At 70.2% G+C, this 14,186-nt stretch carries 11 protein-coding genes; 3 read left to right on the forward strand and 8 right to left on the reverse strand.

Annotation, left to right across the window (positions count from 1 at the left end; translation table 11 throughout):
* Positions 1-133 precede the first annotated feature (133 nt).
* A complete protein-coding gene (locus IEZ04_RS26585; RefSeq protein ID WP_189219495.1) occupies positions 134-472 on the reverse strand; it encodes a Rieske (2Fe-2S) protein in 339 nt (112 codons plus the stop codon).
* Between the two features lie 285 nt (positions 473-757).
* Between IEZ04_RS26585 and IEZ04_RS26590 the strand changes: the two genes are divergently transcribed.
* The gene (locus tag IEZ04_RS26590; RefSeq protein WP_373296365.1) at positions 758-1,789 is read left to right on the forward strand and encodes a helix-turn-helix transcriptional regulator; all 1,032 of its coding nucleotides are present in this window, start codon (positions 758-760) and stop codon (positions 1,787-1,789) included.
* Positions 1,789-2,781 carry a LuxR C-terminal-related transcriptional regulator gene (locus IEZ04_RS26595; protein ID WP_189219544.1) on the forward strand — a complete coding sequence of 331 codons (993 nt, stop codon included), beginning with the start codon at positions 1,789-1,791 and terminating at the stop codon, positions 2,779-2,781. Before IEZ04_RS26590 ends, IEZ04_RS26595 begins: the two co-directional genes overlap by 1 nt.
* Here IEZ04_RS26595 and IEZ04_RS26600 read toward each other — a convergent pair.
* The 7 genes from IEZ04_RS26600 to IEZ04_RS26630 all read right to left on the reverse strand — a co-directional run bounded on the left by IEZ04_RS26600 (position 2,723) and on the right by IEZ04_RS26630 (position 11,505).
* Positions 2,723-3,901, reverse strand: coding sequence for a helix-turn-helix transcriptional regulator (locus IEZ04_RS26600; protein WP_189219497.1), 1,179 nt, complete (start codon positions 3,899-3,901; stop codon positions 2,723-2,725). The genes IEZ04_RS26595 and IEZ04_RS26600 overlap by 59 nt on opposite strands.
* 468 nt (positions 3,902-4,369) lie before the next feature.
* Complete coding sequence (locus IEZ04_RS26605) at positions 4,370-5,503, reverse strand: sugar ABC transporter substrate-binding protein (RefSeq protein ID WP_373296363.1); 1,134 nt, start codon at positions 5,501-5,503, stop codon at positions 4,370-4,372.
* 322 nt (positions 5,504-5,825) lie between these two features.
* Positions 5,826-6,278: a heat shock protein transcriptional repressor HspR gene (locus IEZ04_RS26610; protein ID WP_189219498.1), complete on the reverse strand. Its 453-nt coding sequence runs from the start codon at positions 6,276-6,278 to the stop codon at positions 5,826-5,828.
* A 4-nt stretch (positions 6,279-6,282) separates the two neighbouring features.
* Positions 6,283-7,470: a molecular chaperone DnaJ gene (gene dnaJ / locus IEZ04_RS26615; RefSeq protein WP_189219499.1), complete on the reverse strand. Its 1,188-nt coding sequence runs from the start codon at positions 7,468-7,470 to the stop codon at positions 6,283-6,285.
* A gap of 36 nt (positions 7,471-7,506) precedes the next feature.
* Positions 7,507-8,184, reverse strand: a complete 678-nt coding sequence (grpE, locus tag IEZ04_RS26620; RefSeq protein ID WP_189219500.1) for a nucleotide exchange factor GrpE — start codon at positions 8,182-8,184, stop codon at positions 7,507-7,509.
* A complete protein-coding gene (gene dnaK / locus IEZ04_RS26625; protein ID WP_189219501.1) occupies positions 8,181-10,040 on the reverse strand; it encodes a molecular chaperone DnaK in 1,860 nt (619 codons plus the stop codon). Before dnaK ends, grpE begins: the two co-directional genes overlap by 4 nt.
* A gap of 283 nt (positions 10,041-10,323) precedes the next feature.
* Positions 10,324-11,505 carry an MraY family glycosyltransferase gene (locus tag IEZ04_RS26630; protein ID WP_189219502.1) on the reverse strand — a complete coding sequence of 394 codons (1,182 nt, stop codon included), beginning with the start codon at positions 11,503-11,505 and terminating at the stop codon, positions 10,324-10,326.
* Positions 11,506-11,845: 340 nt separating this feature from the next.
* Here IEZ04_RS26630 and IEZ04_RS26635 point away from each other — a divergent pair, with 340 nt between their 5' ends.
* On the forward strand, positions 11,846-14,125 hold the full coding sequence (locus IEZ04_RS26635) for a heterodisulfide reductase-related iron-sulfur binding cluster (protein ID WP_189219503.1): 2,280 nt from the start codon (positions 11,846-11,848) through the stop codon (positions 14,123-14,125).
* The last annotated feature ends 61 nt before the right edge of the window (positions 14,126-14,186 follow it).

Here is a 14,186-nt window from a genome sequence, read left to right on the forward strand (position 1 = left end):
GTCACCGGGGAACCGATCCGCCCACATCAGGGAAAAGGCCGTAAACCTGCAGCGGCGTCACCGTGTTCAGGTCACGGTGACGCCGCTGCTGGGGGGAAGCGCCTGCGCGATCTACAACGACGGGGGAATCGCGTCAGGCACTGCGGGGGGTGGCTGAAACGGCCGCGGGGGCCGCCGGGGCCTCCGGCCGGGGGAGCCGGTGGTCGCGCTGGTCGAGGTTCACGAAGATCATCCCGTACCGGACGGCACACCGTACTGGCTGCGGCGCGCCGCGCGGTCGCCGCAGACACCGGTACGCCCGAATGTCCTCGTCCTCGTCCCGGGTGACCACCACCGGCTCGCCGAACACGGTCACCATCAACGAGTCACCGCTGTGGGGGATGGCGGTGGCCAGGTCGATGAAATGCCAGCCGGAACGGTACGCGGTGGCCATCTCCCGACGGAAGGAGCGGTCATCCGGAGGTGTGGTCACGTCAACTCCCGGAACCCTCGTCCACGATCACGGCGTTGCCGCTGCTTGCCGGCCAGTGACTGTCCGCCCGAACGTCGCTCTTCGCATCGGAGAGGCCACTCAGTGCTCCGAAGGCCACAACGGCTGAGAAGGCGATGCCAAGCATCGAGCGAAGCATTCTCTTACGCATAGTCGGCTTCGTCCTCACTTGAAGGTCTCCTCTTCCCCCGTCGGATACGACGATGGCTCATTCAGGCACGTCATCGCCACACAATCGATGCATCATGTTCCTGCACGTTCAGGACCCTGGGGGGTGGAGATTTGGTAGCGAATCGGGACAGAGGGATACATCCCCACACGGTCACCGAGCTGTGTGAAGAAGGAGGACGTCTCTACGCGCACGCGTTGCGCGCAGGACGCATCGCGCGTGCGGAGGTGGAGTCCGCCCCATGCCTGGAGGAGCTCGCGCTCCTCCACCCCGATCCCAGTGACCCGGACTGGCTGCGACCCGTTCCACCGCTGGTGGCCCTGGCACAACGGCTCAATCCCATAGAGCGCGAGATCTCCGAGCGTAGGCGTCTGTCGATCGCCTTGGCGGACACTTTCGAGCCGTTCATGACCCTCAGCGCCGGGGAGGCGGCGCCGACTCACTCGATCACCGTGCTGGAGGGGGGCGAGCGGATCAACGGGGCACTCAACCTGGCCACGGCGCAGTGCCAGAACGAGATGCTCACCATCCAGCCAAGCGACCGCGGCCCCGAGCCCGAGCGCAGCCTCCTCCTGGGACTGGAACGCGACAGGCCACTGCTCGAACGTGGTGTGCGCATCCGGACCCTCTACCAGCACACGGCCCGCCACAGTCCGGAGAGGCTGGCCTACGTGTCGCAGCTCTCCTACGGCAAGGCCGAGTACCGCACGATCGACGAGCTGGTCGAGCGTCTCATCATCTGCGACGAGACCGTCGCCTTCATCCCCGCCCGGGACGACCAGCAGGTCGCCCTGGAGCTCCGCCACCCGGGCCTCATCCGTTACCTGGTCAAGGTCTTCGAGTTCATGTGGGGCCGCGCCGTGCCGCTGAGCGCCGGGGCACCCTACGAGACCGCCCCGGGCGGCATCACGGAGATACAGCACTCCATCGCCAAGCTGCTCGTGGAGGGCCACGTCGACGAGGCCATAGCCCGCCGTCTCGGCATGAACGTGCGCACCTGCCGGGCCCACATAGCGAAGCTGGCCACGGCGCTGGGCAGCGGCAGCCGGGCCCAACTCGGCTACCTCATCGCCCAGTCGGGCATCCTGGAGCAGGACTCCCGACAGTCGAGGGAAGCGAGTCACATGTGATTTCAGAGGTGCACGGGCACAGACCGGACGAGCTGTGCGAGGAGGGTCTGAGCCTGTACGAGCGGGCGCTCCGCGAAGGCGGTGTCCGGCGGAGCGACGCGGATCCGGCCCCCTGCCTGACCGGACTCGGCCTGCTGCAGCCGGACATCACCGACAGCGGATGGCTGCGCCCCCTCCCGCCCGCCGTGGCCCTCCCGCGGCTTCTCGGGGACATCGCGGAGGACATCGCCCGGCAGCGCCGGCGCGAGTCGCGGCTGGCGGACACGCTGCGGCCCCTCATGGAGCTCGGCACCCCGCACTCGGCCCCGGGCGACGCCGCCTCCTTCACGGTCGTGAGCGGGATGGAGAACATCAACGCCCGTATCGGCCGGCTGATGGCCGGGGCGGCCGAAGAACTGCTCACCGTGCAGCCGGGCGGGAAGCGGCCCCCGGCGCTCCTCGACGCCGACCTGGCCCGGGAACAGGACCTGCTCTCCCGCGGCGGCCGCATGCGCACGCTCTACCAGCACACCACGCGCCACGATCTCGGGGTCCTCGCCCACTACGAGCGGCTGGACGGCGACGCGGAGGTCCGCACCCTCGACGAGCTGCCCAACCGCATGATCATCCTGGACCGGTCCGTAGCCTTCATCCCCGCGAACCGGGACCGCACCATGGCCGTGGAGGTCCACCACCCGGCCGTCCTCACCTACCTCGCCACCACCTTCGACATCCTCTGGCGCATGGCGACACCCATGCATCCCCGAGCGGTCCAGCCCCCCTCGGTCAACGGCATCACCCCCCGTCAGCACGCCATCGCCGCCCTCCTCGTCGAGGGTCACACCGACACGGCCATCGCCGAGCGCCTCGGGATGAACGTGCGCACCGCCCGCGTCCACATCGCCAAGCTCGCCGCCACCCTCGGCAGTGAGAGCCGCGCCCAGCTCGGCTACCTCATCGGCCGGTCGGGGATTCTGGAGCGGAAGCAGGAGCAGGGGCAGGGGCAGGGGTAGGCACGACGGCGGTGGACAGTGCCGTGGGCGGAGACGGTTCCCCGGAGTGGCCGGTCCGCGGCGGGCAGTCCAGCCCCGCCTGCGCGATGCGCACCCCCAGCTGCGTACGGCTCGCCGCCCCCAGCGTCTCCGACAGCCGCGCGATGTGGGCCCGGCACGTACGGACGCTGATGCCGAGGCGCTCCGCGACCACCGCGTCCTGGTGGCCCTCGGCCAGCAGGGCGGCGATCGAGCGTTCCCGGTGGGTGATGCCCTCGATGCCGGTGGAGGGCAGGGCGGCCGTGAAGGGGACGCCCAGGCGCCAGAGCCGTTCGAAGACCGTGACCAGGTACTCCACCAGGGCCGGGTGGCGGATCTCCAGCGCCATCGTGCGGTCCGCGTTGGCGGGGATGAAGGCGACCGTGCGGTCGAAGAGGATCAGCCGCTCCACGACCTCGTCCAGGGTGCGCGCCTCCGCCGCGTCGCCCATCAGCTCCATGTAGGTGTGCAGGCCCTGCCCGTGCCGGGCCACGTGCGTGTAGAGGTCGCGCATGCGGACGCCCCGGCGGCGCATCTCCATGGCGCGGTGCAGACCCTCGTTCAGTTCGTCCTCGCGCCGGATGCCGCCCGGCTGGACGGTGAGCACCTCCGTCGTGCACGCCTCGGTCGCCTGGTCCATGGCGGCCCGGATGCGCGGCAGCCCGTCCAGGACGCGGATCGCCGCGCCCTCGGCCGCCGGCTGCACCCGGTCGCCGCCGAGCCCCGCGTACCACTCCACGGCCGTCACCGCCGTGCCGACCCGGGCCTGGCTCGCGCTGACCTCCTCGTGGACGCCGCGCAGCAGCCGGGTCATGACCTCCAGCGGGGAGGTGGGCACCAGCCAGCACATGTCGTCGGGGTCGGGGTGCAGCAGGGCGAGCTCGACCAGGCAGGGCACTGCCTCCGCCTCCTCGCGCGACACCCGGCCCCGCCGTATCGCCCGGGCGTACAGGCGGTCCCCGGCCTCGCACAGCCGTTCGGCGCCATGGGGGTGCACGTCCCGGCCCTCTCCGTCCCGGCCGCAGGTCGGCAGGCCGCCGAGGCGGTCACCACCCTGTCGGTCACCGCCGTGCGGATAGGCGTCCGTCCCGTGCCCGGCCATCTCCCACCCCTGGCTCCAGCGTCTTCCGCAGCGCAACTATGCGCGGCCCGTCCGGTCTCCGCAACACTCACCGAAGGCGCGGGCGATCCGGATTGACCTAAAGAATCCGCACTTCTCCGCGCCGCGCCTCCGGCCCGTCGTAACCTGTTGACGGTACGGGAGGCCGTGCCGTTCCCGGCGCGGCGCGCCCGGCCGCCCGGGGCTTCCGCAGCGCCCTGAGCGGCGGCGGCGGACCCGCCGGCGCCCGGCCCGAGGCGCCCCCCGGACCACCGGTCCCGCCCCTCACCGTTCCGCATACCTCGCGCGAGGCACTCCGGATCAGGCAGTGATCAATGTGTTACGTGCCGGACCGCCGCCAGACCGGGTGAGAGCGGATTTGACGCATACGCGCACCGCCGCCCCCGGTCACGACGGACCGGGGGCGGCGGTGGGGGACGTACGGCCGTCGGACGCCGGAGCGGCGGCGGGTCACCGCAGGCCGGCCTCCGCGCAGGCCTCCCGGTACCGGCCCGCGCAGATCTCCTCGACCGTGTAGATCTCGTCCGCGACGACCGTGTCGCCGATGTTCTCCTTGGTCAGCGCGACCACGGGCACGAGCTGGGCCGGGATGTCCTCGTGCGTCGGGGAGTCGACCTTGTCACGGCTGAGGGCGTCGAACTCGATGGAACGGTTCTGCACCCGGGCGACGGCCATCTCGGCGGCGGCGCTCGCCTCCTGCGGGTACGACTTGTACACGCTCATGAACTGGTCGCCCGTGAGGATCCGCTGCACCGCGGCCAGTTCGGCGTCCTGCCCGGTGACGGGCGGCACCTTCGAGACCCCGGCGGCCTTGAGGGCGTCGATCACGGCGCCGGCGATGCCGTCGTTGGCCGCGTAGACCCCGGCGATGCCGTCCAGGCCGACGGCCTCGATCGCGTCCTCCATGTTGGCCTTGGCGTTCGCCGGGCTCCAGTCCTTGGTGTCGTACGTCTTGGCGATCGTCACCCTGTCCTGGAGCTCGGCCGTGGCACCGGCTCTGAACAGCGCGGTGTTCGGGTCGGTGGTCGCGCCGTTCATCATGACGATCTTGCCGCCGTCGTTGCCGAGCGCGTCCGCGAGCGCCCTGCCCTGCACCTCACCGACGAGTTCGTTGTCGAAGGAGACGTACGCGTCGATCGGGCCCTGCGCCAGCCGGTCGTACGCGATGACGGGGATGCCCGCGTCCTTCGCCTTTTGCACGCCGCTCTCGATCGCCTCGGCGTCGACGGCGTCCAGGAGCAGCACGTCGACCTTGTCCGCGATCATCTGGTCGAGCTGCTCGTTCTGCCGGTCGGCGTCGCCCTCGGCGTTGGCGTACGCGACCTGCCCCTTGCCACTGGTCAGCTCGGCGACCTTGTCCTCGATGATGGGGTGGTCGAACTTCTCGTAACGGGCGTTCTCCTTCTCCGGCAGGAGAAGGCCCACCGTGATGTCGTCCCCCTTCGCGGAACTCGCCGCGCTGCCGGTGCCGCCCTCGCCACCGCAGGAGACGAGGGACAGCGCCACGGCGGACATCGCCAGGGCGGTGGCGGTCCGGCGGGCGACGGGACGACGTATACGGATACGGGTGTTACGGATGTTCACTCCAGATGCCTTCCGGGCGTGGACGCAACAGTGCGACCCAGTGGCTGAAAGCCAACGCTTGAAGAAGTGACAACAGCGATATGTGTTATCAGTGTGAAGAGAGTAGAGCGTTGAGAGCCCGGGAAGAACTCATCGTTTTCACTTTGTGAGCCGGCATGCGTCATTGCGGGCGACGCCGAGAATTTTTTTGCCGGTTATCTCCAGGCGGACGGCTTTTGTCCGGCCCTGGTACTGCTTCGAGCCACCGGCAGCCACCGGACAACATGAGGGGCCCGGAGAACCTCACGGCCTCCGGGCCCCTCACGTCACTGCGGCTCCGGCGTCAGTCCGAGGACTGCCGGCCCTTCGGCCGCCACACCACCAGGGCGCTCGTCTGCTGGACCTCCTGGTACGGCACGAGGTCGCGGCGGTACGAGGCGTGCACCGCGGCCTCGCGCTGCTGCATGGCCACCGCCGCGCCCTCCACCGCCGCCTGCAGCTCCGCCACCCGGTTCTGCAGCGCGGCGACCTGGTTCTCCAGTTCGATGATGCGCTTGATCCCGGCGAGGTTGATGCCCTCGTCCTGCGACAGCTGCTGCACCTGGCGGAGCAGCTCGATGTCGCGGGCCGAGTAGCGCCGGCCCCGGCCCGCGGTACGGTCCGGGGAGACCAGACCCAGGCGGTCGTACTGACGCAGCGTCTGCGGGTGCAGACCGGAGAGCTGGGCCGCCACCGAGATGACGTAGACCGGGGTCTCCTCGGTCAGCTCGTACGGGTTACGTCGACGGCCGTCCATCTGGTCATGCTCCCTTCGCGGCCTGGAACAGCTCCGCCCGCGGGTCCTCTCCCGCGGTCGCCTCGCGGTACGCCTCGAGGGCGTCCCGCGCCTTGCCCGACACGTCCTTCGGCACCGCCACCTCGACGGTGACCAGCAGGTCCCCGCGCGTGCCGTCCTTGCGGACCGCGCCCTTGCCGCGGGCCCGCATCGTACGGCCGTTCGGGGTGCCCGGCGGCAGCTTGAGCGTGACCGGCGGCCCGCCCAGCGTGGGGACGCGGATCTCGCCGCCCAGCGCCGCCTCGGGGTACGTCACCGGCACCGTCACCGTCAGGTTGTCGCCCTTGCGCCCGAAGACCGGGTGCGCGTCGACGTGCACGACCACGTACAGGTCGCCCGCCGGGCCGCCCCGCTCACCGGGCGCCCCCTTGCCGCGCAGCCGGATCCGCTGCCCGTCCGAGACCCCCGCGGGGATACGTACCTGCATGGTCCGCGAGGACTTGGCGCGCCCCGATCCCTTGCAGACCTCGCACGGGTCCTCGGAGATGAGGCCGCGGCCCTTGCAGTCCGGGCAGGGGTCGGTGAGCGAGAAGCCGCCGCCGGAGCCGCGCGCCACCTGCCCGGTGCCGACGCAGGTCGGGCACACGCGCGGCGTGCCGTTCTTGTCGCCGGTGCCGGAGCATGCCTTGCACGGCTGCTGGCTGGACATCCTGAGCGGTACGGTCGCGCCGTCCACGGCCTCCGTGAAGCTCAGCGTGACCTCGGACTCGATGTCCTGGCCGCGCCGGGGCTGGGTGCGCGCGCCGGAGCCCGCGCCGCCACGGTTGAACAGGCCGCCGAAGACGTCACCGAGCCCGCCGCCGAAACCGCCGGCTCCGCCCGCTCCGCCGCCCTGGGCACCGCCTCCGAAGAGGTCGCCCAGGTCGAAGTTGAACGATCCTCCTGCGGCGCCGGGGCCCGGACGGAAGCCGCCGTTGCCGAAGAGGGCGCGCGCCTCGTCGTACTCCTTGCGCTTCTTGGGGTCGCCGAGTATGTCGTTCGCCTCGGAGATCTCCTTGAAGCGCTCCTCGGCCCTGGCGTTGCCCTTGTTGGCGTCCGGGTGGAACTCGCGGGCGAGCTTCCGGTACGCCTTCTTGATCTCGGCCTCGGTGGCGTCCTTGGGGACGCCGAGGACCTTGTAGTAGTCCTTCTCGATGAAGTCCTTGGTACTCACCCTCGACGTCCCTCCTCCCTCGTCGTCCGTGCTACGTCAGCCCTCGTCCGGGCCACCGTTCTCCTTGTCGTCGCCCGCCGCGTCCTTCGCGCCCGCCCCGTCGTCGGAGCCTTCTTCCTTGACCGTCTGCGCTCCGGGCTGCGGCTCGGCGACGGCCACCCGCGCGGGGCGGATGGTGCGCTCGCCGATGCGATACCCCGGCTGCAGAATCGCCACGCACGTCGTCTCGGTGACGTCCGGGGCGTAGGAGTGCATCAGGGCCTCGTGGATCGTCGGGTCGAAGGGCTCGCCCTCCTTGCCGAACTGCATGAGGCCCATCTTGGCCGCGACGGTCTCCAGCGACTCGGCGACGGACTTGAAGCCGCCGACGAGTTCGCCGTGCTCCCGCGCGCGGCCGATGTCATCGAGCACGGGCAGGAGCTCGGTCAGGAGGTTCGCGATGGCGATCTCCTTGACCGCGACCCGGTCGCGCTCGACCCGGCGGCGGTAGTTCTGGTACTCGGCCTGGAGCCGCTGGAGGTCCGCGGTGCGCTCGCCGAGCGCGGTACGGGCCTGGTCCAGCTGGGCCACCAGGGCCACATCGCCTGCGTCCCCGGCCGGGGCCGCCCCCTCCTGGGGGGCGGCCTTCGGCTCGGCGTCGTCGGGGGTCGCGCCGGAGGGGACGTCGGGCTGCTTCGGCTGCTGCTCGTCGAAGCCCGGGGTCTCCTCGGTCACGCGGCACCGTCCTTGCGGTCGCGGTCCTCGTCGACGATCTCGGCGTCGACCACGTCGTCGTCGGCCTTGCCCGCACCGGCGCCGGCGGCACCGGCGTCGGCGCCACCCGCGGCCTGCGCGCCCTGGGCGTCGGCGTACAGCGCCTGGCCCAGCTTCTGCGAGACGGCGGCGACCTTCTCGGTGGCGGTGCGGATCTCGGCGGAGTCCTCGCCCTTGAGCTTCTCCTTCAGCTCGGCGACGGCGGACTCGACCTCGGTCTTGACGTCACCCGGGACCTTGTCCTCGTTGTCCTTGAGGAACTTCTCCGTCTGGTAGACGAGCTGCTCGCCCTGGTTGCGGGTCTCGGCGGCCTCGCGGCGGCGGTGGTCCTCCTCCGCGTACTGCTCGGCCTCCTGGCGCATCCGGTCGACCTCGTCCTTCGGCAGCGAGGAGCCGCCGGTGACGGTCATCTTCTGCTCCTTGCCCGTGCCCAGGTCCTTCGCGGTCACGTGCATGATGCCGTTGGCGTCGATGTCGAAGGAGACCTCGATCTGCGGGACGCCGCGGGGGGCCGGCGGCAGACCGGTCAGCTCGAACATGCCGAGCTTCTTGTTGTACGCCGCGATCTCGCGCTCGCCCTGGTAGACCTGGATCTGCACGGACGGCTGGTTGTCCTCGGCCGTCGTGAAGATCTCGGACCGCTTGGTCGGGATCGTGGTGTTGCGCTCGATGAGCTTGGTCATGATGCCGCCCTTGGTCTCGATGCCGAGGGACAGCGGGGTCACGTCGAGGAGCAGGACGTCCTTGACCTCACCCTTGAGGACACCGGCCTGGAGCGAGGCGCCGATGGCGACGACCTCGTCCGGGTTCACACCCTTGTTGGCCTCCTTGCCGCCGGTCAGCTCCTTGACGAGCTCGGCGACGGCGGGCATACGGGTCGAACCGCCGACCAGGACGACGTGGTCGATCTCGTTGATCGAGATGCCGGCGTCCTTGATGACGTTGTGGAACGGCGTCTTGCAGCGCTCCAGCAGGTCGGCCGTGAGCTGCTGGAACTGGGCGCGCGTGAGCTTCTCGTCCAGGTGCAGCGGGCCCTCGGCGGAGGCCGTGATGTAGGGCAGGTTGATCGAGGTCTCGGTGGACGAGGACAGTTCGATCTTCGCCTTCTCGGCAGCCTCGCGCAGACGCTGCAGAGCCATCTTGTCCTTGCTCAGGTCCACGCCGTGACCGGACTGGAACTGCTTGACCAGGTAGTCGACGACGCGCTGGTCCCAGTCGTCACCACCGAGGTGGTTGTCACCGTTGGTGGCCTTCACCTCGACGACGCCGTCGCCGATCTCCAGCAGCGAGACGTCGAAGGTGCCGCCACCGAGGTCGAAGACGAGGATGGTCTGGTCGTCCTTGTCGAGGCCGTAGGCCAGGGCGGCGGCCGTCGGCTCGTTGACGATGCGCAGGACGTTCAGACCGGCGATCTCGCCGGCCTCCTTCGTCGCCTGGCGCTCGGAGTCGTTGAAGTACGCCGGGACGGTGATGACGGCGTCGGTGACCTTCTCACCGAGGTAGGACTCGGCGTCCCGCTTCAGCTTCTGCAGGATGAAGGCGCTCATCTGCTGCGGGTTGAAGTCCTTGCCGTCCAGGTTGATCTTCCAGTCAGTGCCCATGTGGCGCTTGACCGAGCGGACCGTCCTGTCGACGTTCGTGACCGCCTGGCGCTTGGCGACCTCGCCGACCAGCACCTCACCGTTCTTCGCGAAGGCGACGACGGACGGCGTGGTCCTGGCGCCCTCGGCGTTGGTGATGACGGTGGGCTCGCCGCCCTCCAGAACGCTGACGACGGAGTTAGTCGTGCCCAGGTCGATGCCGACCGCACGTGCCATTTCGATTCCTCCAGCTGACTTGAGTGGAACAGGCTCAAGTGTGCATCACAGCCGCCGCTGGGTCAACAGACCTGAGCGTGGTGGACTCAAGTCTTATTGTGGGCTTACGCGCAAGGCGGCGGCCAGGCATGGTGGCCGCGCCCGTTTCGGCAGGTCACGGGGTTCGCGCTACGGGTCGCGCGCCGTGGTTCACGCGCCGGTCGGCTCAGGAAGGTGTGCACGACACACAGGAACCGGGGCCCTCCGCCGTACGGCCCACGAGTCGTGCGCGCCAAGGAACCGGTCAGGCCCTGGACCGGGACCGGCCGCGCCCCGGCTCCGACACGCCGCCGAGGGACGGCAGCGGCTGGAGCCGGCGGGGAGGCCCGGGGTGCCGGGGGCGCCGGCTCTCCGGCAGCACCGGCTTCCGGACGCGGCCCGTCCCGGTGCGAGCGGCCTTCGCGCGGCGGCCGCCGGAACCGGTTCCGGCCCTGCCCCTCCGAGTACCCCCGATCCCGTAGACAGGCACACGCAGCAGCCCGAGGACCGTCAGCGCGGCCGCTCCGGCCACCCACAGCGCGGCGGACGAACTCATCCACAGCATGTGGACGGCGAGGCCGACGAGGGCCGAGGCAAGCGCCGCGACCCCCAGGACGAGGACGGCGCCCTGCGCGGTGAGGCCGAGCCGGCGCAGCCGGTGCGCGAGGTGGTCCGGCGCGCCGCGCCACAGCGGCCGCCCGGCCCTGCGCCGCGCCAGCAGCACGAGCACCGCGTCGGCGCTCACCAGGGCCGTCAGCGCGAACGGCATCCCGAAACCGGCTCCCCCGTGCGCGCCCTGCACCAGCACCACCCCGCCCGCGACCACGAACCCCGCGAACAGCGCCCCGCACTCGCCCAGCGCCACGCGCGCGGGCGGCCAGTTGTGCATCAGCACCCCGGTCAGCGCGGCGGCCAGCACGCTCAGCAGCGCGGCCAGCCCGTCCAGCACCTCGGCGGCGGCGCACGCACCGGCCGTGAAGGCGCTGACGACCCCGACGGCCCCGAGGACGCCGTCGCAGCGCCCCAGTCCCTTGAAGGCGTGCACGACGAAGACGATCCAGAGGATGCTCGGCACCGCGAGGAGGAAGCCGATGTCGCCGTACGGCACGACGACCGCGGCGGCGACGGCGACCCCGGCCGCCCGCACCCGGAAGGGCAGCCCCCGGGGCCCGCGCAGATCGGCGACGAACCCGAGCACCGCGAGCCCGAGCGCGGCGAGGAGCAGCCGGCCGCCGTCGTCCGCCCCGAGCGGCGCGCCCCCGGCCCACGCGCCGGCCACGGTGACCACGCCGGTCGCGGCGACGAGGGCGACGCCCCCGGTCAGCGGCACGCCACGGGCCCGCCGCCGCTCGACCAGGCCGAGACGCAGCGCGGGCACACGCACGGCCGCCGCGAGGGCGGAGGCGAGGAGCAGGGCGGAGGCGGCGGTGAGGATTCCGTACAGCACGCTCCGAGGCTATGCCCGTTTGCACCATTATTCGGTGAATAACACGATCTGTTCCTCACCGTTCCCCGGAGGGCCGTACCGGGCCGTGCCGGGAAGAGCCGGAGGAGGACGGACAATGGTGCGGTGACCTGCGCGCCCACGCCGCACCCGAGGCGGTGGCGCCGGACGCGCCCCGGTCACTCAGGCGGTCCTCAGCGATCCAGATCACTGCACGCGCGACTACAGTGCGGCGCCGGATGTGGGTAGTCTCGGAGGACTACATAAGTTACCGCTTAGTAATCGACAGTCGGGGTAAGCGAAGAGCCCCGCAGAAACCCTCGCAGGCCCGAGGAGCCCTTCCATGCAACTCGCCGCGATCATCGTGTCGCTGGTCCTGACCGCGGTCGGCGTCGCGCTGCTCGCGCGCGCCGTCGGACAGTTCGTCCGGTACTTCAAGCTGGGTCAGCCCGTTCCGGCCGGCCTCCGGACCGACAACCCCTACCAGCGCAGTGTGACGCTGGTGAAGGAGTTCCTCGGGCACACCCGGATGAACCGGTGGGGCATCGTGGGCATCGCCCACTGGTTCGTGGCCATCGGCTTCCTGACGCTGCCGCCGACGATCATCACCGCCTACGGCCAGCTCTTCCAGGCGGACTGGACGCTGCCGGTGCTCGGCGGCTTCCTGCCGTACGAGATGTACATCGAGTTCATCGGCACCGCGACGACGCTCGGCATCATCGTGCTGATGGTGATCCGGCTGCTGAACCTGCCCTCGCGGCCGGGCCGCAAGTCGCGCTTCACGGGTTCGAAGATGGGCCAGGCGTACTTCGTCGAGTACGTCATCTTCACCATCGGTGCGGCGATCATGGTGCTGCGCGGCCTGGAGGGCGCCCTGCACCACGTGGACGGCTACGACCCGGCGTACTTCGCCTCGTACCCGCTGGTCCTGGCCTTCGACGGACTGAGCACGGGCACGCTGCAGAACCTCGTCTACCTCTTCGCCATGATCAAGCTGGGCACCACCATGATCTGGATGATCACGGTCAGCCTGAACATCAACATGGGCGTGGCCTGGCACCGGTTCCTCGCCTTCCCGAACATCTGGTTCAAGCGCAACGCCACCGGTGAGACCGCGCTCGGCGCCCTCCAGCCGATGACCTCCGGCGGCAAGCCGATCGACTTCACCGACCCGGGCGAGGACGACGTCTTCGGTGTCTCGCAGGTCGAGCAGTTCAGCTGGAAGGGTCTCCTCGACTTCTCCACCTGCACCGAGTGCGGCCGCTGCCAGTCGCAGTGCCCGGCCTGGAACACGGGCAAGCCGCTCTCCCCCAAGCTGCTGATCATGTCGCTGCGCGACCACGCGCACGCCAAGGCCCCGTACCTGCTGGCGGGCGGCGGCAAGACGACGGAGGGCGAGGAGAAGGCGTCCGAGGAGCAGCTCAAGGACGTCCCCGCCGCCGCACTCGCCGAGGCCGAGCGCCCGCTGATCGGCACCCTGGAGGAGAACGGCGTCATCGACCCGGACGTCCTGTGGTCCTGCACCACCTGCGGTGCCTGCGTCGAGCAGTGCCCGGTGGACATCGAGCACGTCGACCACATCGTCGACATGCGCCGCTACCAGGTGATGATCGAGAGCGCCTTCCCCTCCGAGGCGGGCACGATGCTCAAGAACCTGGAGAAGAAGGGCAACCCCTGGGGCCTGGCCAAGAAGCAGCGCCTGGAGTGGACGAAGGAAGTCGACTTCGAGGTGCCGGTGGTCGGCAAGGACATCGAGGACCTCACCGAGGTCGAGTACCTGTACTGGGTCGGCTGCGCCGGCGCCCTGGAGGACCGCGCCAAGAAGACCACCAAGGCCTTCGCCGAGCTGCTCCACATGGCGGGCGTGAAGTTCGCGATCATGGGCGGCGACGAGAAGTGCACCGGTGACTCCGCCCGCCGCCTCGGCAACGAGCCCCTGTTCCAGGAGCTCGGCATGGAGAACGTGGCGTCCCTCAACATGGCGTTCGGCGAGGACGACGAGGACGAGTCGACGAAGAAGCCGAAGTCGGCCAAGAAGATCGTCGCCACCTGCCCGCACTGCCTCAACACGCTCGGCAACGAGTACCCGCAGCTCGGCGGCGACTACGAGGTCATCCACCACACCCAGCTGCTCCAGCACCTCGTCGACGAGGGCAAGCTGATCCCGGTGACCCCGGTCGAGGGCCTCATCACCTACCACGACCCCTGCTACCTGGGCCGCCACAACAACATCTACACGCCCCCGCGCGAGATCATCGGCAAGGTCCCGGGCCTGCGCAACGAGGAGATGCACCGCCACAAGGAGCGCGGCTTCTGCTGCGGCGCGGGCGGCGCGCGGATGTGGATGGAGGAGCGGATCGGCAAGCGCATCAACAACGAGCGCGTCGACGAGGCCCTCTCCCTCAACCCGGACATCATCTCCACGGCCTGCCCGTTCTGCCTGGTCATGCTGACCGACTCGGTCAACGGCAAGAAGAACGATGGCCAGGCCGAGGAGTCCGTCCAGGTCGTGGACGTCGCCCAGCTCCTGCTGGACTCGGTCAAGACCCCGATCTCGGACGACGAGCCCCCGGCGGGCGCGGCCGAGACGGAGGACGCGCCGGAGCCGCAGCCGGTGAAGTAGCCGGTAATCGGCAGGACGCCGCCTTCCCGTGCGTGACGGGGAGGCGGCGTTTTTCGTACGC

This window comes from Streptomyces ruber, assembly GCF_014648075.1.
Classification (GTDB): Bacteria; Actinomycetota; Actinomycetes; order Streptomycetales; family Streptomycetaceae; genus Streptomyces; species Streptomyces ruber.

Bases quoted from the DNA above. Each gene is read 5' to 3' on its own strand.
- IEZ04_RS26600 (WP_189219497.1), bottom strand. From the start codon at position 3,901: ATGGCCGGGCACGGGACGGACGCCTATCCGCACGGCGGTGACCGACAG.
- IEZ04_RS26610 (WP_189219498.1), bottom strand. From the start codon at position 6,278: ATGGACGGCCGTCGACGTAACCCGTACGAGCTGACCGAGGAGACCCCG.
- dnaK (WP_189219501.1), bottom strand. From the start codon at position 10,040: ATGGCACGTGCGGTCGGCATCGACCTGGGCACGACTAACTCCGTCGTC.
- IEZ04_RS26635 (WP_189219503.1), top strand. From the start codon at position 11,846: ATGCAACTCGCCGCGATCATCGTGTCGCTGGTCCTGACCGCGGTCGGC.